We start from the raw sequence: 24,176 nt of genomic DNA, 5'->3' as shown, positions 1-24,176 counted from the left end.
ACCCATACGACAAAACTTGCCAGCGCTGGCACAGGTAACTCGCGAATCGCATTGACAGTTGGAGGATAGCTACTTACTGGGAGACCGTTTCCTCCCCGCGGAACAACAACCGGAATAGCCCTTTCGTCACACGCAAGATGAGTTGTAACTCCACCAGCGAAGACATCGCGTCGTAGTACCGAAAGGTACGGAATCTGCTCTCTGAGCTGCCGAATCCAATCTTCGTCACCCCGTAATGCGAGCCGAATAACGCGGCACTCAAAGGCTGAAATAGTGTCCATCACTCTTCTCACGGATAAGGATACTTCGAGTTATTGACATCACCAGACAGCGTTCCGATACGAAAGACGCCGTCCACAGTCGTCCCTCGCACCCAAACAGGCGTACCGCCAACATCCATCCAGGTGGTGACAACTGTCCCGGGTTTGCCAACGAATTGCTGAGCAGCCTCATGCACAGCCTCAAGAGCCTGCTCTGGACTTCCAAATTTTGCAACGATCGGCTCCAAACTGTGGGTCGGATTTTCAAACAGGTGGACCATTTTAGACGTGTTCTGCCCGTAAACCGCGAGCGGGTTCGCGCCACTTTGTGGAGACGACCCCAGTGTTGGTACATTTGGCCAACTGCCGGCTTCAGCTTCAACAACGGTAGTGGTCGCCGGCACCTTGCCTTCATTTCCAGCGAGAAGCCAGGTGGTTTTTCCTAGAAGGTCTCCGACCCAAGTCCCCTGCGCTGCCGCTGCGGACATCCCATCCGTATACTGCGGGGACGCGCCACCGAGCTGCTTCGGAATGAACGGATTGGTTGGATTCGGCCCCTCATCATTTCCTACGAATGGCAGGAGAGAATTACCGTACTTTGCTCCCGCACCAGACAGGTATGCGCCAGTCTCACCGTCTTGCGGAAGACTCGCATAGACCGAAGCTGCGACGCCGCCGAGGAACCCGATATTGCCGAAGTACCCGGATTGCTCGAGATGATGATCGGTCGTCTGATCTCCATGCATCTCGCGCGGAACAACTGGACTGTCAGTGTACGATTCCAGTGCACCAAGCCCTTGGTAACAGGCCGAAGATCCTCCAGCGTTGCAAACAATTGCCAGCGCCACATCGTTCTGCACCGACTGCTTTTTTGCCTCAGCAACAGCATTGGAACGGCAGGATTCGGTAGTACACGCCGCCAACGCGTTGTTCAGGTCATCGATCTGAGCGTGCGTCAGATAGTTGTATTTGGTTCCGTTGAGAGCCGCCGTTGACCCGCTGTCACCGCCCACCACAGCACCGATGGCCGCACTGCCTGCCTGCATGAGAGCCTTGAACTCGGGGTCGGTGCGCTCCACTCCATGGCTCTGCAGATAGTCTGCCATCGTGTTGATGGCAAGTTGATTGGCCATGGCTCCTGCGGCCGCCTTACCTACATCACCTCCACCCAACGCGGCAACGGCTGCAGCCACTGCACCGTGTAGCACTGTTCGTTGAGGGCTTCCTTCGGCCCATTGCATCTTATCGGCGACGTCACCAGCAGCGCGAAAACCAACTTCCGCGGCAATCTCCCCGAGCTCCTGACGCTCCTGAATCTTCTTTTCGTCGAAGCCGTTTTTGAGCGCGGCGTCGTCAAGCGTGGGTCCACGATCCAACCCGCTCAGATCCTTGTCCGGATTGTTACGGACGATGATCGTTCCTTCAGCAATACCCGATTTTGTATCGCTACTGCTGTTGCCGTGCTGCGGCGTCGCCATGGAAATAGCTCCGCCAATAGCGCCAGCGATATTGCTGGACATCGTGCTGCCGCCGCTGATGCTCACCTGGCTGGCGCTGTACTTCGACTCGTTATGCAGGTCCTCCCAAATCAGGTCACCTGTGTTCAGCACGTTTTTCGACGGGCCCGCCGTACTGGCGATCTGCCCACCGACAAGGTGCGTCGTTCCGCCCACATCGATCTGGAAGCCGCCTTCACCTGCCTTGATGCCGCTGACCTCGTTGACACTCGTGTAGTGGCTATCCACCTTGCTCGCGGCGTAGTAGGCGCTACCGCTGACGAAGCCACTCTGGGTAAGGCCGACCATCACCTTTCCACCAGCCTGCATCGTCTTGCTGGCGTAGTCGTCCGTGTCCTGTTCACTGCGGATCGTCAGGTTGTTGCCAATGTTGGCGACTACCCGATCGCCCTTCAGTTGCGCACCTTCGATCGTGGTGTCGTTACCGCTGACAATGGTCAGTTTGTCGTCGGCATTGATGGTCGTCTCCGCATGCGTACTCCCGTTGCCATGGGCCTTGCCGCTACCCACGCTAGCCGACGCATAGATGCCAAAGCCGTCTGAGCCGAAGCTGACGCCTATACTGCCCGACGCGTTCTTCGAATCGTTCTTGAGGCTGTGGCCCTCGGACTGGCTCAACAAGTTAATGTCGTTGGTGGCTGCCAAGGCCACATTCTTTCCGGTGACCTCGCCACCGATGATCGTAAGATCGCCTCCCGTAGCGCCGATGGTGACGTTGCCGCCACTGGTGATGTGACCACCATAGGAGGTGCTGTCATGCGTCGTGGTCTTGCTACTGGCGCTACTGCCACCGATGCCGACCTGGATATTGATCCCCGTTGCGCCGGCAGCACCCTGCGCACTCGTGACCTCGCTGATGCCCTGGATCGCCTGGACGCCATCCTTGACCTCATAGGCGGCCTTGGCGGCATAAAGCGCCTTCAACCGATCGTCATCGGTATCATTCGCCCGGACGGCGGAGTTGCGCACGTCCATGGCGAGGTCGTAAAGACCACCACCCAAGCCACCTGTGACACCACCCTCGCTATGCTTCTGCGACTGCTGCGTATCAAGCGTATCCAGCCCCGCATCGATCGTGACGTTCCTGCCGACGATCGTCGTGCCCGTCTTGCTGATGACGTCCGTTCCCGTAAGGTGAAGATCGCCACCCGCCGTCAAGGTGACTTCGCCATCGGTGGAGCCCACGACACTGCCCGTATGGGTCACCTGGTGGGAGCTCTCGGAACGGCTGTCCTTCGCCTGCCCGTACAGTTCGTTCATTCCGCTCTGGGAATAACCCGTCTTCGTGACCGTCTTGCTGTGGCTGTCGTCGTAGATATCGACGGCCGTGGTCAACTGCAGATCGTTGCCCGCTGCGATCACCACGTCGTGCGTGCCCGCGATCTTGGCGCCTTCGCCAAGCACGTCATGGCCTGCGGCAACCGAAATCGAGTCGCCGCTGAGCAGCGTGCCATTGGCGACGTGCTGGGTTGTGTCGTCGTTGGTGACCGTCTTCTTTCCTGCCTGCACGATGCCACCACCCCGATTGAGGGTGAAGCCGGACTTCTTGACCGTCTTGTCGTGGGTCTCGTTATAGGTATCGGTGGTAGAGAGAAGATCGATATCGTGACCGGCGGCCAAGGCGATATCTCCTGTCGCCTTGACAGTCGCCCCCATCGTCGTCAGGTCATTACCCGCCACCATGTGGACGTTGTCGCCGCTCAGCGAGGTGCCGATCGCCAACGTCTGCTCGCTGGTGTCGTGCGTGGTCGTCGTCTTGCTGCCGAAAAGACCGCTCTTCTTTTTCTTGGTATCCGTGACGACCGTGTGCGTCTCGTCCTCGGCCGCGAGCGTCAAGTCGTGACCCGCTGCCAGCGTGATGTCGCCGGTCTTGGTCATGACTGTCGTCGCGTCCAGCGTGGCGTCGTGGCCCGCTGCGATCTGGACGCCTGTGCCCGCGTCCACCGTGACGCCACGTACGGTCTCGTCCGTCGTGGTCTGGGTGACGTGCTTCTTGCCCTCCTTCCAACTTGCCGTCGTCGTGCTGCTGTCGGTGACCGTCGTCAGATCGAGGTCATTCCCCGCTTGTAGCGCAGCGGTGCCGCCGGCCTTGAGTTGCGTACCTTCGAGCAACGCGTTGTTGCCCGCCGCAACGGCCAGGTTGCCACCGGCGTCCAGACTCGTGACATCGTGTGTCACCTTGCCCGACGAGCCATTGGCGGCCGCCGTCAACGAAAGATCGTGGCCCGCCAGCAAGGCCATGTCGCCGCCGGCCTTGAGTCCGCCCGCCTGCACGGCAAGGTCGTGCCCGGCCTGCAGCGAGAGAGAACCACCCGCATCCACCGAACTCCCCTGCGTCTGCGTCGTCCAGCGCGTCCCACTCTGCACCGCACCCAGGGTCAGGTCGTTGCCTGCCTGCAACGCCGAGTTGCCACCCGCCTTGAGCGTCGACACGGACAAGCTCAGATCATTACCCGCAACCAGCGAAAGATCCTTCCCCGCACTAAGCGTGAGGCCTTCGGCTTGCGTCCCGGTAAGCGTGCTGCTCCATGCATAGGGATGGGTCGTGGTCACCGTCGATTCCAACGACAGGTTATTCCCCGCCCCCAGTGCCAGACTGCCGCCAGCCGATACCCCCTGCCCGCTCAGCGTCAGGTCGTGCCCCGCCGTGAGCAGCGCGTCACCGCCCGCCGTGACCTTCGTGTGGTCGAGCGACAGATTGTTGCCCGCGCTGATCTGCAAGCCCTGCGTCGCGGTGATGCTCGCCCCATCCATGCCGCGACCGACCAGTCCACCCACGTTCTCCGAACGAATATCGCCGCCGGCGATCAGGCTGACACCCGCACCGTCGATGCGCCCATTGATGTTCGTGATGTTCCCGGTGGCGCTGATCGCCGTAAGGCCGTCGCTGGAGATGCGGCCCGTGTTGAGCAGATCCTGCGCGGTAAGCAGCGTGCTGTTCTGGCCCTTGATCAGGCCGTCGTTCGACAGTTTGCCCGACGCCTCGATGCTCACGTCCTTACCGGCGATCACGGCGCCCTGCGCCGTCAGTCCAAGGCTTCCGCTGGCCAGGTACACCACCGGCACCAGCACTTCGTGGCCATCCACGTTCTGCTGCACCATCCAGACGATGTCCTGGGTGAGTGCGCTGACCTGGGCGGCGGTGAGGGCCACGCCCACGCTCAGGCTCATGGCCTGGGCGACGTGCGTGGCGTTGTTCATCAGCGACTGGTATTCGTCCAGGCCGCTGGAGTAATCGGCCAGGTAGGTGCGCCCGGTGAGCTGGGTCACCTGCTGGGTGACGAGCTGCTGCTCGTAGAAGCCGTCGCCGAGGCGCATCATGGTGCGCGCCGGATCGACGCCGAGCTTGTCCAACAGATAATCGCTGCTGATGAACTGGCTGTAGTCGATGAAGCGGGAGTTGGTCTCGATCAGGTAGTTGCCGCTCGGCGGATGGCCGAGCAATGCCGTGAGGTAAGCATTGCCGAGTAAGCCGACGTTGCGCGCGGACGCGCCGTTGGCGAGGGCGGAGAGCGAGTCCGCGGCCACATTGCCCACCGCGCTGCGCTCGCCCGCCGAGGCGGCGGTGATCTGGCCCCCAGCAGAAGGCCCATCCACCGCGACGCTTTCACCCGCGCCGCCACCGCGGACGCTATAGATGCCACCCGTCGGCAAGGTCACGCCAGCCAGGGGCTGACCTGCGCCGCCGAGCACCTGCGGGGCATGCCCGGTGGCCGGATCGACCTGCGCGCCAACAGGCAGACCTGCCGCACCTTGTGCATTGCCCTTGTTCACAGACGCTAGGCCGATGACCTGTGCGTTCGGATCGAGGCGCGTGTTGCCGACCGGGCGTCCATCCGGCGTGACACCGCCGTTGGATACATTCACCCCGCCGATGGCGACACCCGCGGAGCCTGACATCACCGCGCCCAGCGCGGTGTAGTTGTCGTGGATGTAAGTCGAGGGATCGGTATTCGGGCGCCGCGTATACGATTCCGTGTCGCCGCCCGCGTTGTCGCACAGACTCTGATCCGTTCCGCAGCCGATATGATGGGTGACCGCGACGGTCTGAATGGTGCGGCCCGCGGCCAGCGACTGGTTCGCGACGTTCTCGTTGCCGAACACCATCCCCGTACCACCACCCGCTCCCTGCTGGTTGACGGCGAGGAAGCCATTGGCCGAGATGGTCGAGGTGCTGTTGGTGACGGAACCGTACAACGAGATGTTGCCGCCCGCGACGATCTGCGACTGTGCACTGGCCGCATTCACCACCGTCTCGTCGATGGTGTGGTACTCGGTCCAGGTTTCGTACTCCTGCACCTTGTTGATCGCGTATTTGTAATCCGAGCGCGGCAGCGGCTGCGATGCCGCCGACTCCTCGGCCGTCAGCACATGGCTGGTCGTATTCAGGACGCGGCGCACGTTGTTGATCTGGTTCGCCGCCAGCAGGATGCTTCCCTGCGCCTGGATCGACCCGGAGATGTTGTCGATCTGCCCCGCGCGTGTGTCGAACAGCCCTTGCCCGTTGCGCGCCGCGCCGGCCACGTTGATGTTGCCGAGGCTGAAGATCTGTGCGTCACGGTTGAGCAGGTAATTGGTATAGATGTCGACGTTGTTCGTCGCGGCGATCGTGCCGCTCTGGTAGGCCGCGTTGCCGGTGGCCTGGCCAAAATCGGCGCCGTTGATCACGGTTCCGGCCTGGATGGTCACGTTGGTGCCCATGATGCTGCCGGTGTTGTTCACCGTGCCCGCATGCAAACCTACGGTATTGCCCTGGATACTGCCCGCGTTGGTGATCGTCCCGCCCGTGTTGAGCTGGGTGTTGGCCGAATTGAGCAACGCGCCGGCACTGTTGGTGATGTTGGCGGCGCTGATGGTCAGGCCATTCACCGCCTGGATGCTGCCGTTGTTGACGAACTGCCCGTCCACCGCGAGGCTGAAGCCGCCATTGGCCTTGATGCTCGAGCCCGCCGCCTGGACGTAGTCACCCACGAGGTGCATGCCCAGCGTGTTGTTGGCGACGATGGCGCCCTGGCCGACGAGATTCCGGATGTCGAGCACGACGTTGCCGACACCAGCGACGCCGTCGATGCCTGCCTGCACGGTGCCGCCGCTGTTGTTCAGGCTCGCGAGGGTGAGGTTGAGCTGGCGCCCCGCCGTGATCTTGCCGCCGGCGTTGATGGCCGACGCGCCCGCGTTGACGAAGTTGAACGTATTGCCGGCATAGACGGTGCCGTTGCTGTTATCCAGCTGACCGGTGCCGAGGGTCATGTTGCCTGCGGCGACCAACGTGCCGCCCTGCGCATTCGAAACCGACGTACCCGAGAGGTTCACATCTCCCTGCCCGCCCAGCGTGCCGCCGCGGTTGTCGATAACGCCGCCTGATGTAACCTGGGTTAGCGCGGCGCTGGCATTGGCGATGCGGCCACCGACGTTGGAGATCGACGCCGAACTCAGCGTCGTCGCGCCGTTGGCCTCGATGCTGCCCGCGTTGTTGTTGAGGCCGTTGGTAGCACGCAAGTCGATGGCGCCACGGCTTTGCAGGTGACCACCTGTGTTGGTCAGTGTGTCCGTGGCCTGCACGTTGAGCTGGCTGCCGGAGATGACGCCGGCGTTGTTCACGCGCGTAGCGTTGAGCTTGGCCAGCGTTCCCGCGGCGATCGTACCGCTGCCGTTGTCGAGGGTGCCGCCGACGCCAAGGGTGACGGCGCCGGGTGCGGACTGGATGGTGCCACCCGCATTGGCGAGGCTCGCCGCGGTGAGGGAAAGATCGCCCGCCGTCGCCTGAAGCAATCCGCCCGCGTTGTTCACGCCATTGGTGATCGTCGTGCCGAGCGTATTGCCCGAAATCGCGCCATTCGCGGTATTGCTCAGCGAAGCGGCGGCGACGGTCGTGTTGCCGTGCGCGTTGATCAGGCCGCCATCGTTGGCGATGCCCATCACCGCCGTGACGCGCGTGGCGCCGTTGCCCGCTAGGGTGCCTTGGCGGTTGTCGATGTCCTGGTCGGCTTTCACGTCGAGCAGGCCATTGCCTGCCAACTGGATGTTGCCGCCGTTGTTGACCACCCGCGCGCCGTGCACGGTGAGATCGCTACCGTTTGTGGCGATGGTGCCGCCACTGTTGTCGAGCGTCCCGTTGGTGCCCAGCGTCCAGGCCGACGTTCCGGTCTGCAACAGCCGGCCGCGACCGTTGTCGATCGAGGCGGCGGTGAGCAGCAGCGCGTTCGCCTGCATGCGTGCGTCGTGGCCATCCACGCCACGGTTCACCAGTGCGCCGGCGGCCTGGGCCGTGAGCACGCCACCAACGGCGAGGTCACCGGCCGTGTGATCGATGTTCCCCGTGCGTGCGGTCAGCGTCGCGTCGCCGCCGGCACGCTGCGTACCGTAGGACAGGTCGACCGCGTTCGCCGCCGCACTCAATGCGTGACCGGCGAGCATGCTGCCATGTGCGGTCAGCGACGAATCGGCCGACACATGCAGGTCGCCCACGGTGGCCAGCGTACCGTCGTCCTTCACGCCAGCCGCCAATACACCGGAGGCATCGATACTGCCGCCGTGCACGGTCAGGTCACCCGACGACAGTGTGCGACCGTCGTTCTTCACGGCGGAACCGTCGAGCGTGATGGTACTGGCGGAGAGTGTGCCCGCCTGGCTCAGGATGGCGCCGCTGGTCAGCGACGCGGTCTGTGCGGAAATGTCGCCCTTAGTTTCAAGGTCGCCGTCGGCATGGAGCGTCAGGTCCGTTGCGGCAAGCTGGCCACTTTGCCGGACAGCACCCGTGGCGGTCCCGTCGAGGCCCGCGGCCGACACCACGGTGCCACCCAGGACGAGATCGCCCTGCCGGGCCTGCAAGGTCATCCCGCCCTGCTGTGTACCCAGCGTGCCCGTGCTGGTGACGCTGCCGCCTTTCACGTCGAGCGACGTCGTGGCGACGAGCTTGCCTGCGTTCGCGACCGCATCCGTCACGTCGATGGCGACGTCGGCCGCGCCAGAGAGTTCCGCGGAAGCACCCTGCGTGAAGCTGGCGGCCCCGAGCGTGACGTTCCCACCTGCGTAAGCGGTGCCACCATTGATCAGCGCGTTTGCCGCGTGCAGGTCGAGGCTGCCATCGGTCGAGATGGCGCCGGTATTGCCGATGCTGCCCGCCTTGACCGACAAGGCGTTCGAGGCCAGCAAGCGGCCCGCATTTTTCGCCGCCCCGGCCGCGTCGATCCCGAGCACACCGCCTGCCTGGGTCGTGCCCGACAGATCGATGTCGCCCTGCGTCGCCAGCGTCAGGTTCCGGGCGCTCGCCAACGTGCCCTTGCTGTCGATAGCGTTCGCCGTGATCGACAGGTCACCGTTGGTCTGCAGTTTTCCGTTGGTATCCTGCGTCAAGGCGCCGCCGCTCTGGACCGTGAGCCCTTGTTCCGATGCGAGGCTGCCGCGGTTGTCCACGTCGCCGGACGAATGCACGTCGAGCGCGCCCGTCGTGTAGACATTGCCCGTGTTGTGCAGGTCGCCTCCCGCATCCACGGCGAGCGCACCCGTCAGGGAGGTATCGCCGCCGAGCACCATGTCGCCAGCCGACACGAGTTTCGCGGCGCCGGCGCTCATCGAGCCGGACTGCACGAGGCCGCCCGCCGACGTCACATCCAGCCGGCCGGCGGAGACGGTCTTGCCGCCCAACGAAAGGTCGCCCTGGCTGGTGACGAGCGAGACATCGCCAGCGGTGCTGCCGAGCTGCCCTGTGCTGTTCAGGCTGCCCGCGTGGACGTCCAGGCCATGGCCGCCGACGATGGCACCGGCGCTGTCGAGCGCCCCAGCCACTGCCAGTGTCAGGGCGCCATCGGCGTTGACCTGCCCATCGCCGGTCTGGCTGAAACTTCCGGTATCGAAGGCCAACACGTTGCCCGCGTAGAGCGATCCGGCGCTGGCGATGTCTTGCGAAACGGTCAGGGCGAGGTCGTGTCCCGCACTGAGCGCCGAACCCTTCGCTCCGTCGACACGCACCGCATGAACGGCGGCGTCGCGCGCGGCGACGATCGCCGCGGCCTGCGACAACGTGCCGGCGATGTCCGCGCGCACGTCGCGGGCGGCCTGCACGCGGCCGGCGAGCGAAGCCGTGCCAGCCTTGAGAATGAGGTCGTTGCCCGCATCCAGCGTGCCCGACGTCGTGACGTTCGCCGCATCGACCGAGAGATCGCCGCCGGCATGGGTCGTACCAGCCTGGTCGAGGCTCGACACATGCAGGGTCAGTGCGCCATCGGCGTAGACATCGCCACGAAGCACCATCGACTGGGCGGCGTCGAACACCCCGTTGCCCGACGCGTAGATCGAACCGGCAAGCGTCATCGATTGTGCGGATGCCACGTCGATCGTGGCGGCGGTGAGCCTGCCATCGACCAGCATGTCGCCGGCCGAACGGGCGTGGAAGACAGATGCCGCCGATGCCAGGCCGCCGAGATGCAGGTCGCCCGTGGTGGTCAGCGTCGCTGAGCCCGCCGTACTCCCGAGCGAGCCTTGGGAGTCGATGCGCGCCGCATCGATGGCGAGGACCTGACCGCCGACGACGCTACCCGCATTGTCGAGGGCATCGCGCAGATGGAGCGACGCGGTGCCGCCGGCGCTAGCGGAACCCTCCGCTCCAACGGACATGGCATGGGCAGTCAGGTCGAGCACGCCGCCCGCGTAGAGCTTCCCCGTATTGTCGACGTTGCCGTCTGCGGAGACGGTCAGGTTGTGGGTAGCGGACAGCTCGCCGCTGTTCGCCATCGCACCGCCGCGGACCATCGCATCACGTCCCGCGACCACCGTGGCGGCATTGACCAGCGTGCCCGGCGTGGATAGTGAAACATCCCGGCCTGCTTGCACGTTGCCCGCGAGACGGAGCGACTGCGCGTTGAGGGCGACGTCGCCACCCGCATCGATCTGCTTCGAACTTTCCACCGAAGCCGCGCGCAGATCGAGGTCGGTACCGGCGTGCAACGTGCCGGTGTTGCCCACGGTACCATCCGCGCCTAGCGTGAGCCGGCCATCCGCGTAGAGCGAACCCGCGTTGGCGACATCGCGCACCGTGTGCACCTGCGCATCGCCGCGCGCATAGGTTTCGCCGCTGTTGTCGAGTGAGCCGACGTCAGCGCCGAGGTTGCCCGTCGTGAGCTGACCCTGCTGGCGAAGCGCACCCGGTGTCCGCAGGCTCAGCGTGCCCCCCACGACCGTGTTACCCGCCAGGGTGACATCGGTGGCACTGACCAGCGAGGCGTTGCCCTGTCGCGTGCCGAGTTCCCCGCGGCTCGTAATCGCGTGCGCGGCCAAAGACAAGCCATCGCCACCGACGAGGCTGCCGCCGTTGTCCACGTCGCCGGCCACGGCGATCCGTGCGCCATGCACGCCGTAAAGCTGGCCCTTCACACCCTGCGTCAGCGATGCCGCATTCACGGTCACACCGCCGGCCGCGTACAGCGTGCCCTGGTTGAAGAGCGTGCCCGCTGTATTCACCGCCAGATCGGCGCCCGAGGAGACGATCGCCGCGGACTGGTTGATGAGGTTCGCCGCCTGCAGGTCGAGCCGGCCTCCCGACACGATGACCGCGCCGTTGTTCAATTGGCCAGCCGTACGCAAGGCCACGTCGCCACCGCCTTGCACGGCACCTTGCAGGCTGGCGTCGCCACGACTCGACAAGGCCAACGCACCACCGGCATCGACGATACCGCTGCTGTTCACCGTGCCCGCATCCAGGGCAAGTCCGTTACCCGCATGCAGCGTGCTCGCCGCGGTGGTCTCGAGGAGGCCAGCCGCCGCGACGTTACCGCCGCCCAGGCCATAGAGCGTGCCGGCGTTGCGCAGGTTGCCCGCGCGGAGGTCGAACGACCCGTCGCTGTAGATCAACCCGGTGTTGCGCAGCTCCTGCGCCGCATACACGGCCAGGTTTCCGCCTGCGCTCAGTCGACCCGATACGTCGGTATCGCCGGCGACATTCACAGCCAGTCCACCACCCGCGATGACACGGCCCGGCACCGTGAGGGAGTCGCGGGCGGTCAACGAGACATTGCCATTCTGCGTACCGAACGTGCCTTCCACGGTCACCGGACCCGTGGCGTCGAGGGACGCGTTGCCCAGCGCCACCGTCGTGCCGCCGATTCGCACTTCGCCCGCGCTGCTCAGGGTGAGGTCACCCGCCTGGGCCGCGATGGCGCCGCTGCTGACCACGCCGACACCCGCCTCGGTACCGACGAGGCGGATCTTCTCCGCATACATGCCACCAAGCGCCGCCACGTCGATGGCGACGGCGGGACGAGCCGCGTCGGCCGCATTGACGCGCACGCCGGCGTCGGCATAGTTCACGTCGTTGCTACCGCTGACGACGTTGAGGTCCTTCGCCCAGAGGCTGCCGTTCACCTGCACCGCGCGAGCGATGAGGTCGGTGCGATCCACCACCGAGCCGTCAAGGCCGCCGCTACCGATGGCGATGCTGCCGCCGGTGACGTGGAAGGCGTCGAGGCTACCGCTGCCGCCGAACACGGGGGTGCCCGTGGTGAGCGTGAAGCGCTGGCTGTTGATCACGCCGCAACCGTCGCAGGTGATGCCATACGGGTTGGCGATCACCACCGGGGCCGCCTTGCCGCCCACCTCGATATAGCCGCGCAGGTTGCTCGGGAGCGTCGAGGTCACCTCGTTGAGGATCAGCGATGCTTCGCCACCCTTGAGGTTGTCGTTGCCGGCGACGTAGCCACCGAGCTGGGTCCGCACGATGCCCGCGCTGTTGTTGAGGATCACGCCGCGCTGGTCGACGTCGAAGCGCTGGTACTTGTTGTGCGATACGCCCTTCGCGTTCGGGGCGACGATATTCACCACGGGCACGCCGTTCGCCGCCGAATCCATCGTCGGCCGGTGCGCACCCGCCGCGGCGTCGGGCGCCTGCTGCGCCCACGACACGACGGGTATGCCCAAGGTCGCCAGGGCGATGGCGAGCGCGAGCGTGCGCGCTATGGAAATGGCCACTTCACCCTGCTGGCGCATCATCGTTTCCTTGATCGTCTTCATGACCCATGCCCCTTGTCGGTGCCGGCTCCGGCACCCTTGCCCGTATTCAGTACTGGTAGATCAGCTGGAAGCCGGTCGCCGGCTGTTCCGTGTCGAACCCACGCGGCGCGTGGATGCGCCGCCCGGCGAAAAGATCCCAGCTCAATCCGCGATAGCTGCCGCGCAAGCCGAGGACCGCGCCCGTCAACTGGCGATGTCCCTCTTGCGTGGACGGTCCCGCGACGCGGCCGATGTCTATCCCGAGGTACGGCGCGAGCACCCCGAGCGGCAGCGTGACGGTGTTGCGCAGGTACGCGCCGCGCTCGCCGGCCAGCGTCTGTTCGCCATCGAAACCGCGCACCGAATAGCGGCCGCCGATGGTGATCAGTTCGGCGGCGGGCAGATGGTCGGTGGAACGCTGCAATCGCAGGCTGCTGTCCCAGATGGCCTGCCGTCCGGCGAGGTTCAGTGGCTGGCTCAACGAAAGGTCGAGCGTGGTCAGGCCGTAGCGGTTGGTGGGGAAACCCACTTGCGGGTCGTAGCCGATCCACTGGCTGCCGAACCACGGCGTGCCACGCTGGTAACCGAGACGCGCGTCCAGCTGTGCCTGGCCGATGTAATGACGATGCACGAGGGCGAGTTCGGCGCTGGCGACGCGCTGTCGCTGAATGCCCACTTCGACACCCTGGATGTAGCTGTGCGCACTGCGCGCGGCCAGCCGCATCTCGAGCGAGGTCTTGCTCGACGTGCCACGGGTGAGCAACCGCTGCACCGTGATGTCGCTCGACGTCGACGTGCCGGTGGAACGAAAGCGGCTGTTGAAGCCTTCGATCCACTGCCTGTAGCGATAGGTGGAGATCGAGCCGCTGAAGGTCCACCACCCCCAGGGAACGCTGTACGTCGCGTTCTCGCTGAAGGTGCTGCCGCGGTCGGCATGGGTGAACAACGCGTGGCCCGCGCCGATCGAGAACAGGTCGTTCAGGCCAAGCGGATTGTCGAGGGACACATTGAGGTTGCCCTGGTTCTTGCCCGTGCCCTTGAGCCCCGAGTCGCCCGCATCGGCCACGACATGCCACCGGCGTGTGGTGTGCACCGTGAGCACCACGTCGGATTCACCCACCTTGTCGGCGGGCGCGATGTCCATGGTCACATCCTGCGAAGGAACCCGCTTGAGTTGTTCGAGGCCTTGCTCGATGGCATGCAGGTTGAGCAGGTCGCCTTCGCGGATGGGGAACGCGGTACGCCAGTCGAGTTCCGGCGAGCCGGGAGCGAATCGGATATGCCGCAAGGTGCCGGGCACGAGCAGCATCCGCAGGTGGCCCTGCGAGATGTCCTGGGCCGGCACCCCGACGCGCGTGGTCACGAAGCCACGCGCGATCATCAGGTTGGAGAGTCGGCGTTGCAGCGCTTCCAGACCGTCGCGTCCCACGCACTGGCCCACGAAGCGATCGAGGTAACGTTGCGCCCAGGCGAAATCCGCCACGCGCTCACCTTCCAGGCGCAGGCTCTGCAAGGGAAAGCAAGGCTTTTCCTTCGGCAAGGGCGCATCGAGCCGCTCGACGTTCGCCGGCGGGCCTGCCTGGAACGGCGCGTCCTTACGCTCCGCTTCCTTCTGTTCGAGCTGCTGTGCGCGACGCAACTGCTCTTGCTTGTCCAGCGTGGACTGCTGCGCCGGCACCGTACCGCTGGCACCGATCGCAAGCAGGGAAATCAGCCCGTACGTCGTTGCGCGCCAACGACCTTCCCCTGTAACCCTCATCGCGTACTGCTCCTACCATCCTGGTACGTGGGACGCGGTAACTCTCTCGAGCGGCCGTGCCCCGGCTCTTCGGGAACAGGTGATCGGCAGGAAGGAGTGAAACTTTAGGCGGCGGTGCCACCAGGTCCCCGAGGACCGGTGGGAGCCGACCCTGTCGGCGATGGGTGCTTGCGATGATCTGGCCCGCTGCCGCGGGATCGCCGACAAGGTCGGCTCCCACAGGGTCTATTCCTACCCAGGTCTATTCCTACCCGGATCTACCCGACGCTGTGGTGGGAAGCCGCTTCAGCGGCGATGGGTGCTTGCCTCAACCTGGCCCGCTCGCGGGATCGCCGACAGCGTCCGCTCCCACCGAGCCAACAGGTCGGTTTCAACAGGGGCTGTGCCGAATTATGAAATCAGATTTCTTTATTGTGATATTTGGTGATTTTCACCAGTAAACATTAAATTCATTGACAACGTTGTCATACGCAGGAAAGACTCCATGGGTCTTTTCGCGCTACGACGGGCTTCTCGTCCCCTGCGCGATCGCTTCCACGCACGGGGTAGTCGTCCATGGGGAAGGTGGTTAACCAGCCAGTGTTCGCGCAAGCCGCGCCGTCGCGGCGGCCGGTCCTGGCGGCGGATGTCGGGGGGACCCATGCGCGCGTCGCGCTGGTCCTGGGACGGGGAGACTCGCGTTCGCCCGTGCAGGTACTCGTCCACCACCGTTATGTCGGCGCCGAATGGCCAAGCCTCGCGGCCATCCTCGACGACTTCCTGACCACCCATGCCCCGTTGGCCCCGCTTGGCATCGAGCGCTGCGCCATCGCCATCGCCGGCTACGTGCTGGGCGACCATGTCGCCAACAGCAACCTGCCCTGGCGCGTCTCGCTCCCGGAAATCCGCACGGTGCCCGGCATCGAGGCGCTCGACGTGGTCAACGACTTCGAAGCCGTGGCCTACGCCAGTCAGTTCATCGACCACGCCGACACCACCACGATCCTGCCTGGCCTGGGCGACGGCGCCGGTGGCCCGGTCCTCGTCATGGGGCCGGGTACCGGTCTCGGCTCCGCCGTACTCCTGCCCGGCGCTCCTTACGCGCAGGTCTTGCCGACCGAAGCGGGCCAGATCGCGCTCGCGCCGGGTAACGATCGCGAGATCGAGATCCTGCGGATCCTCGCGCGCACGCGCCCGTACGTCTCCTACGAATCGATCCTCTCCGGTCCCGGCCTGCTCGACACCTATCGCGCCATCGCGGAACTGTCGGGACGGGAAGCCACGCTCACCTCGCCGGATGCGGTCAGCGCGGCGGGCCTCGCCCATGCGGATCCGTCCGCGCATGCCGCGCTGGACGTATTCTGCGGCGTACTCGGTGGATTCGTCGGCGACCTGGTGATGCTCTACGGCGCGCGTGGGGGCGTCTTCCTTGCCGGTGGGTTCCTCCCGCAGATGCGCGATTTCCTCCTGGCCAGCCGTTTCCGCGAACGCTACTTCAACAAGGGCGTGATGCGTCCCTTCCTCGAACAGGTTCCGGTACGCCTCGTCGAACATGGGCAACTGGGCGTCGTGGGCGCGGCCACGCTGCACGCCGCAGCCCGCGTGGGTTCCAGTCACTGAACAAGCCGATGGCGGCGCCCGCGAGGGTGCCGCCTTGTTCGTTGCGGCCCGGCCCAGCGCAACGAATCGCCGATCGGGGGCCTTGGTGGGGAGTCGAATCAGATGAAGAGTGTCAACGGAACCCGTGCCGCGGGCCGATTCGCACGTCGTATGCTGGCCGCTTCGGTCGCACTCGCGTTCGCACACGGTGCGATGGCGCAATCCTTGACTGGCGGCCTCTACGGCCACGAATCCGCGGGTACCGGCGTGACGGTGCGCGTGGCGAGCAGTGCCACGGGCTTCAGCAAGGACGTGCTGCCGGATGCCGACGGACGCTACTCGCTCAACGGCCTCAATCCTGGCCAGTACCAGGTGAGCCTGGTCCGCGACGGGCAGCCGCTGGGTTCGTACGACGTCGTCGTGAACCCGAACCGAAACTCGTCCGTGCCCGAACTAGGCGCCGCGCCCACCACGGTGTCCGCCGCGGAAGCACGTGACCTGGGCGGCGTGCAGGTCTCGGCGAATACGTTGGCGAGCACGATCACGCCGATCGACGTCAGCACGCCCGAACTGAGCACCAGCTACAACTACAAGCTGATCGACGCCCTGCCCGTCGATCGCAGCCCGGAAAGCGTCGCGCGCCTGGACTCGAGCGTGCGCTTCGACCAGCACAACACGGGTTTCGTTTCCATCGGTGGCGCCAGCCCGGCCGAGAACCGCTACTACTACAACGAATTCGACGTCACCAACGACAAGACCTCGCTGGGCTCGACCACGTTGCCGGCCGAGGCGATCAGCGACACGCAACTCATCACCAACGGCGCCGGCGCCTCCTGGACGAACGCCACCGGCGGCGTGCTGTCCTCGACCATCAAGCAGGGCACGAACGATTTCCGCGCGGGCTATTCGCTGTACTTCACTCCGCCGACGTCGCGCTGGCTCAACCCGCGCGGACACAACACGCTCAACTCCATCGGCGATTACTACAGCTATGCCTCGGCCAACAACCACGACGGCATCGCCCAGCAATACCTCTGGGCGTCCGGCGCCCTGGTGAAGGACAAGTTGTTCTTCTTCGCCCTGCTCGGCAACGAGCCGGCGTCGCGGGCGCAGGCATACAACCAGACGCAAAAGGAAACCACGAGCAGCCGCGACAAGAACTACCTGCTCAACCTCACCTGGAACATCAGCAACGACCAGTCGCTGAACGTGCTGGCACACCGCGATTACAGCCAGTCGTTCAACAACTTCTACCAGCTCGAAGAAAACTACGATCCGAAGTCGGCCGGTGACTATCTGTCCTGGAGCCAGACGCGAACGGACAGCCGTTTCCTGATCGGAAATTACCACTGGCAGATCAACGACGACCTGGCGCTGCGCCTGATGGGCGGCTACCTCGGCTCCATCGTCTACTCGCCCAATTCCAGCGACGAGAACGCCGACTTTCCGTATGTGACCTTGTACGACTCGGCCACGCAGGTCCAGACCAACATCGGCCACAACAACAACCCCTTCAGCTATTCGCCTTCCGATTACTGGCGCCGGGGCTACAAGGGCGACCTCACCTGGCAGCTGGGCGATCACAAGCTGGTCTTCGGCGGCGAGTACTACAAGCACTCGCTCAAGAGCAGTACGAACTCCGTGCCCGCGGGATGGTTCACGTACTACAACCAGGCCAACGTCGCGTTGCAGAACGGATCGACCTCACCCGCCGACGGCCGCTACGTCACGCAGTACGTCGACCTGGAAGGCGGGTCGTTCCAGACCATCAACAAGGGTGCCTACGTGGAGGATTACTGGCAGGCCGCCGATCGCCTGTTGCTCTACGGCGCCATCCGCTGGGACAACTACATCTACAAGGACGGCGTGGGCAACCAGTTCATGCGCCTGCCGATCACCTCGCCACGGCTCGGTTTTTCCTGGGACGTGGAAGGCGACAGTTCGCTCAAGGTGGGTGGCAGCCTCGGCAAGTACACCATCCCCCTGCCCTCGTCCTTCAGCTTCGGTGTCGCCGAACCGCGCACGACCTACACCAATTACTACACCTATACCGGCGTCGATCCGGCCACGCAGGCGCCGCTGGGACTCAGCCAGATCGGCAGCTCCTACATCACCAACCAGGGCGTGCCGACACCTGCGCAGATCGCCGCGACCAACATCAAGGCGCCCTACCAGTACGAAGCCCAGCTGTACGCACAGAAACAGCTGACGCCCGAATGGTCCGGCCTCGTCCAGCTGGGCTGGGTGGACCTGCGCCGCGTGGTCGAGGACACCTGCTACGGCGGCGGCGTGCAGGCCTATGCGCAAAGCCAGGGCTACCCCGGATACGAGCAGAACAACCAGACCTGCTGGCTGGTCAACCCCGGTGAGAACTTCACCCTAAAGCGCGATTACGACGGTGACGGCGAGGTCGAGCCGCTGTCCATTCCGGGCGCCGCGATAGGCCTGCCGAAGCCCAAGCACAAGTACTACAACCTCAAGCTCGGCCTCACGCATGCTTCCACACCGGCGGAGCCGTACTTCCTCAACCTGAGCTACACCTACGCCCGTGAGTACGGCAACACCAACGGCCTGATCGACGAAGAGCGCCGCAACGCGGGCTGGATCGGCCAGACCACGGCCTTCAACTACCCCGGCATCATGGTCGGCAGCAACGGCGACCTTGCCGGCGACATCCGCCACAGCTTCACGGCAACGGGCACCTACGACTTCGCCAACGGCTTCTCGCTCGGTGGCGTGTTCTCGGCGCACTCGGGTGCGCCGACCAGTTGTATCGGCACCTACCCAAACCGCGACGATCCCGCCTACCAGCCGGGTGCCGCCTCGCACTATTGCGACGGACAGATCGAGAAACAGGGTGACGACAAGCGCCTGCCGTTCTTCTGGCAGCTCGACCTGTCCGCCTCGTACCACTGGAAAATCAACCAGGCGAACGACCTGAGCTTGCAGTTGCGGGTGACCAACGTGACCAACCGGCAAGGCACCATCGACATCAACCAGGTCTACGACACGGGTACGCTCAACGCCGACAACACGTCGATCGACAGCGTGAACTATCACGCCGCCACGTGGCAGATTCCCCGCACCACCAGCATGGTGCTGCGCTACACGTTCCAGTAAGGAAGCGACCCCATGACACAGGCTCCGATCATCCGCGGCGCGCGCCGCTGGGGTTCCCTCCTCGCCATCGGGGTGATATGCCTCGGTGGCGGTGTCGCCCATGCCACCGCTCCGCCCCTCATCCCGATACCGGCGGAAGTACGCGCGGCGAGCGGATCGTTCGCTGTCGACGCGCACACGATGATCGCCTACGCGCCGGGCGACACGAAGGCCGAAGCGGCGGCCCGCTACCTCGCCGAGGAGCTTCGCCGCAGCCGTGGCGTTACCCTGGCGGTAACCGCCACGGCACATCCGGCCGCCCGCTCCATCGTGTTGCACAGCGACCCCAAGGCGTCCGTGGAGCAGCGCGAGGGATACTCGCTGGATGTGCACAGCGACGGCGCCCGTATCGTCTCGCGCGATGCGGCAGGACTGTTCTACGGAGCGGTGACGTTCTGGCAGCTCGCCACCGCTGACGGCGGGCGGGATGCGACCCGCATCCCCGGCGTATCGATCCGCGACTGGCCACGCTTCGAATGGCGCGGCCTCATGCTCGACGTCGCCCGCCACTTCCACGACGTGGCGACGGTGAAGCAGGTGCTCGACGCGATGGCGGAACACAAGCTCAATGTCTTCCACTGGCATCTCAGCGATGACCAGGGCTGGCGCATCGAGATAAAGCGTTATCCCCTGCTGACGAGTGTCGGCGGGTGGCGGACTCCTCCGGGCGCGGGAACCCATGGTGAGCCGGCGCGTTACGGCGGCTTCTACACACAGGAACAGATCCGTGAGGTCGTGGCGTATGCCGCTGCCCGCCACATCACCGTCGTACCCGAACTGGACATGCCCGGCCATGCGCAGGCGGCCGTGGCGTCGTACCCGGACATCGTGGGCGTCAACGGCGACCATCCCGCCGTATCGGTGGACTGGGGCGTCAATCCCTACCTCTACAACGTCGACGAGAAGAGCTTCACCTTCATCGAGAACGTGCTCGACGAAGTGATGGCGCTGTTCCCGTCGACGTACATCCACCTCGGCGGCGATGAGGCGGTGAAAGACCAGTGGAAGAATTCGCCAACTGTCCAGGCCAGGATGAAGTCGCTGGGCATCACCGATGAAAACGCCTTGCAGAGCTGGTTCACCGACCGCCTGGGCGACTACCTGGCGAAGCATGGCCGCCGCCTGATCGGCTGGGACGAGATCCTCGAAGGTGGGCTCCCGCGCACGGCCTCCGTCATGTCGTGGCGTGGCGTGCAGGGCGCCATCGACGCGGCGAAGAAGGATCACGACGTAGTGCTCGCGCCGGCGGGTTGGATGTATTTCGACAACCTGCAAAGCGATCGTGCGGACGAACCCAACGGCCGTCTCTCGGTGCTGGCGCTGGAGCGTGTCTATGGCTTCGAACCGGTGGACGCTTCGCTCACACCGGAACAGGCACGCCATGTGCTGGGCGCCGAGGCTACCCTCTGGAGCGAATTCATTCCGTCGGCGCGGCACATACAGCATGCCCTCTTCCCCCGCGTCGACGCGATGGCCGAGATCGCGTGGTCGCCGCGCGAGACGCGCAACTGGCAAGGTTTCCTGCAACGCCTTCCTGCGCAGATGCGGCGTTACGCGGCGCTCGATATCGCCGCGTCCGACACCGCGTTCGCGCCGGCCATCCACGTGGAAGGCGACATCGCCACGATCCTCCGTAATGGAAAGGCGACGATAACCATCGACAATCAGACAGCGTTCGGCACCTTGCGCTACACCACCGACGGCGGCGCGCCCGGAGCGGATGCGAAAGCCTATACCGCGCCATTCACCGTGAGCCTCCCCACGACCGTGCGAGCCGTCACCTTCGCACCCGATGGAGCGGCCATCGGGAGCCTACGTACGCGGACCGTCGATCGCGACAACCTGCTGACACGTCGCAATGGCGAACTCATGAAATGCCCGGACGGCAGCCTCGGCTTGCGCATGCCCCTGCTGCCAGACCTCGGCGCGATGGATACGCCCGTGTACGACATCGACCTCTTCCATGCCTGCTGGGTCTACCCGAAGGCGCCGCTGGATGGGGTGACGGGCATTCGCATCGAAGCGGCCCGCTTGGCGCGCAATTACGGGCTCGCGCACGAACTGTCCAAGGTGGTCTCGTATCCGTCGAAGACGGCCCATGGCGAACTCGAGGTCCATCAGGACAGCTGCGCCGGAACGATGCTGGCCAGCTTTCCGCTACCGGAGGACAAGGCGCTCGGCGAACCGATCGTGCTGGAGGGCAAGCTGCCCGCGCTGCGTGGGGAGCACGACCTCTGTCTTCGCGTGACCGCACCGACGGACGGACCGCTGTATGGTCTGGGCTCGGTGAAGCTGACAGGAAGCCATCCACGATGACGTACGCACGACTCGCCCGCCACCTGCTCGCCTGTGCCGCCACCGTCGCGCTCGCCGGTGCCGCGCACGCGGCGGAATCGGCCTCACCGGAGCAAAAGGCGAGCGCCCTCGTCGCCCGCATGAGCCTGGACGAGAAGGTCGGCCAGTTGCAGAGCGCGGCGCCCGCGCTGCCGCGCCTGGGCATTCCCGCGTACGAATGGTGGAACGAAGGCTTGCACGGTGCCGCGCGCGCCGGTTACGCCACGGTGTTCCCCCAGGCCATCGGCCTCGCCGCGAGCTGGCATCCGGAGCTGATGCGGCAGGTGGGCGAGGTCGTCTCGAGCGAAGCCCGCGCCCGTTTCGACGCCATCGGCGCGGGACACGATCACGGCCGTTACGAGGGGCTGACGATCTGGTCGCCGAACGTCAATATCTTCCGCGATCCCCGCTGGGGACGTGGCCAGGAAACCTACGGCGAAGATCCCTACCTCACCGGCAGGCTCGCCGTGTCGTTCGTGCAGGGCATCCAAGGGCCGGACCCGGCGCACCCGCGCGCCATCGCCACGCCGAAACATTTCGCCGTGCATAGTGGTCCCGAGGCGGGACGCCACGGCTTCGATATCGATGTCTCTCCCTACGATCTCGAAGCAACCTTCCTGCCCGCGTTCCGCGCGGCGGTGACCGAAGGACAGGCGGGATCGGTCATGTGCGCGTACAACGCGTTGCATGGCACGCCGGTATGCGCCGACGCCACGCTGCTGGGCGACATCCTGCGCAAGGGCTGGGGCTTCAAGGGGTATGTCGTCTCCGACTGCGACGCCATCGACGACATGACCAAGTTCCACTACTACAAGACTGACAACGCCGCCTCGTCGGCCGCTGCGATCCGCGCGGGCACCGACCTGGATTGCGGCTATGCCTATGCCGAGCTGACCGCGGCGGTCAAGCGCGGGGATGTCGATGAGTCCGTGCTCGACGACTCGCTCGTCCGCTTGTTCGCGGCGCGGTACCGCCTTGGTGAACTCGGAGCCACCACGGTGAAACCCACCACCGTCGACATGAAAGCGAACGCCGCACTGGCCCTGCGCGCGGCGCTGGAATCGACGGTCCTGCTGAAGAACGACGACGGCGTCCTTCCCTTGCAAGGAAAGCGGCGCATCGCCGTGATCGGCCCGAACGCCGATACGGTGGAAACGCTGGAAGCCAACTATCACGGCACGCCGCGCGTGCCTGTCACGCCCTTGCAAGGTCTCCGTGCACGATTCGGTGCCGACCATGTGAGTTACGCGCAGGGCGCCCCCGTCGCGTCCGGCGTGCCGGTGCCCGTACCGGAAACGGCGCTGCGGACCAGCACCGCCGCCGATGCCGCCATTGGCCTCACCGGGGAATATTTCGATAACGCGGCCTTCGATGGCGCGCCTCGCACCACCCGCGTGGATCGCAGCGTCGATTTCGACTGGGACCACATCTCACCCGTCAACCTGCCCAAGGGCCCTTACGCCGTACGCTGGACCGGGGCGATCGTGCCGCCGGGACCCGGCGACTACACGTTGGCCGTGCACGTCGAGCGTTGCTTCGATTGTGCCGGCCACGATGCCGTGCGGCTCTTCGTCGACGGTAAGCCAGTGATCGACGATAAGGGCGACGACAAGCACACCCAGGCGGTCCTGCATTTCGACGACACCCGCCCGCACGACGTGCGCCTCGAATTCGTCCACGGCGGTGAAGACCAGGGCGTGCGCTTGCAATGGCTGGCACCCGCCGCCGCTCAACTCGCCGAGGCGGAACGCGCGGTCGCGGCGGCCGATGTCACGGTGGCCTTCGTCGGCCTGTCCCCCGATGTGGAAGGCGAGGAGTTGCACGTGGACGTCCCCGGCTTCGATGGCGGCGACCGCACGGACATCGGCCTTCCCGCCCCCCAACAAGCCTTGCTGGAACGCGCCGCCGCGAGCGGCAAGCCGCTGGTCGTCGTGCTCATATCCGGAAGCGCGGTCGCACTCGACTGGGCGAAGGAGCACGCTTCCGCCATCGTCGCCGCATGGTATCCCGGGGAAAGCGGCGGTACCGCTATCGCACAGGTATTGGCCGGCGACTACAACCCGGGCGGGCGCTTGCCCGTGACGTTCTACCGTTCGGTTCGCGACCTGCCCCCCTTCACCAGTTACCAGATGAAGGGCCGCACGTATCGCTACTTCGAGGGAACGCCGCTATACCCGTTCGGCCACGGGCTCAGCTACACACGTTTCTCCTACGCGAAGGCCAGGGTGTCCGCTGCCGGCATCGACGCGGGACAGGCCCTCACGGTGAGCGTCGAGGTGCGCAACAGCGGGCAGCGCGCGGGTGACGAAGTGGTGCAGGCTTATCTCGGCTACCCGCCCGGCGATGCCCTCGCGCCGAAGCGGTCCCTTGTCGGCTTCCAGCGCGTGCACCTCGCGCCCGGCGAAAGCCGCCGTGTGACCTTCGAACTCGACCCGCGCCGCTTGAGTTCGGTGGACGCCGCCGGACAGCGCGCGGTCCTGCCCGGCGACTACGGCGTCTTCCTCGGCGGCGGCCAGCCGGGCGATGCCTCCGGTGAGCGTGCCGGTTTCACGATACGTGGACGGCAGGCGCTGCCGCGATGAAAGG

6 protein-coding genes are annotated in these 24,176 nt (G+C 65.3%); 4 read left to right on the top strand and 2 right to left on the bottom strand.

Annotation, left to right across the window (positions count from 1 at the left end):
* Positions 1-289: 289 nt before the first annotated feature.
* The gene (locus QFZ41_RS15760; protein WP_429199611.1) at positions 290-12,781 is read right to left on the bottom strand and encodes a hemagglutinin repeat-containing protein; all 12,492 of its coding nucleotides are present in this window, start codon (positions 12,779-12,781) and stop codon (positions 290-292) included.
* A gap of 46 nt (positions 12,782-12,827) precedes the next feature.
* A complete protein-coding gene (locus QFZ41_RS15755; RefSeq protein ID WP_429199610.1) occupies positions 12,828-14,519 on the bottom strand; it encodes a ShlB/FhaC/HecB family hemolysin secretion/activation protein in 1,692 nt (563 codons plus the stop codon).
* A gap of 555 nt (positions 14,520-15,074) precedes the next feature.
* Here QFZ41_RS15755 and QFZ41_RS15750 point away from each other — a divergent pair.
* The 4 genes from QFZ41_RS15750 (at position 15,075) to QFZ41_RS15735 (ending at position 24,172) form a co-directional block, all read left to right on the top strand.
* Positions 15,075-16,118, top strand: a complete 1,044-nt coding sequence (locus QFZ41_RS15750; RefSeq protein ID WP_429199609.1) for a glucokinase — start codon at positions 15,075-15,077, stop codon at positions 16,116-16,118.
* Between the two features lie 102 nt (positions 16,119-16,220).
* On the top strand, positions 16,221-19,217 hold the full coding sequence (locus QFZ41_RS15745; protein ID WP_429199608.1) for a TonB-dependent receptor: 2,997 nt from the start codon (positions 16,221-16,223) through the stop codon (positions 19,215-19,217).
* Positions 19,218-19,229: 12 nt separating this feature from the next.
* Positions 19,230-21,572, top strand: coding sequence for a beta-N-acetylhexosaminidase (locus QFZ41_RS15740; protein WP_429199607.1), 2,343 nt, complete (start codon positions 19,230-19,232; stop codon positions 21,570-21,572).
* Positions 21,569-24,172 carry a glycoside hydrolase family 3 C-terminal domain-containing protein gene (locus QFZ41_RS15735; RefSeq protein ID WP_429199606.1) on the top strand — a complete coding sequence of 868 codons (2,604 nt, stop codon included), beginning with the start codon at positions 21,569-21,571 and terminating at the stop codon, positions 24,170-24,172. The genes QFZ41_RS15740 and QFZ41_RS15735 overlap by 4 nt, the downstream gene beginning before the upstream one ends.
* The last annotated feature ends 4 nt before the right edge of the window (positions 24,173-24,176 follow it).

This window comes from Luteibacter sp. W1I16 (assembly GCF_050434905.1).
Lineage (GTDB): Bacteria > Pseudomonadota > Gammaproteobacteria > Xanthomonadales > Rhodanobacteraceae > Luteibacter.
Note: the sequence above shows the minus strand (reverse complement) of the source record. Positions and strands in the feature narration are given on the sequence as shown.

What these genes read in the sequence shown, in the direction of transcription:
- QFZ41_RS15755 (WP_429199610.1), bottom strand. Translation starts at nt 14,519, where the DNA reads ATGAGGGTTACAGGGGAAGGTCGTTGGCGCGCAACGACGTACGGGCTG.
- QFZ41_RS15760 (WP_429199611.1), bottom strand. Translation starts at nt 12,781, where the DNA reads ATGAAGACGATCAAGGAAACGATGATGCGCCAGCAGGGTGAAGTGGCC.
- QFZ41_RS15745 (WP_429199608.1), top strand. Translation starts at nt 16,221, where the DNA reads ATGAAGAGTGTCAACGGAACCCGTGCCGCGGGCCGATTCGCACGTCGT.
- QFZ41_RS15740 (WP_429199607.1), top strand. Translation starts at nt 19,230, where the DNA reads ATGACACAGGCTCCGATCATCCGCGGCGCGCGCCGCTGGGGTTCCCTC.
- QFZ41_RS15735 (WP_429199606.1), top strand. Translation starts at nt 21,569, where the DNA reads ATGACGTACGCACGACTCGCCCGCCACCTGCTCGCCTGTGCCGCCACC.
- QFZ41_RS15750 (WP_429199609.1), top strand. Translation starts at nt 15,075, where the DNA reads ATGGGGAAGGTGGTTAACCAGCCAGTGTTCGCGCAAGCCGCGCCGTCG.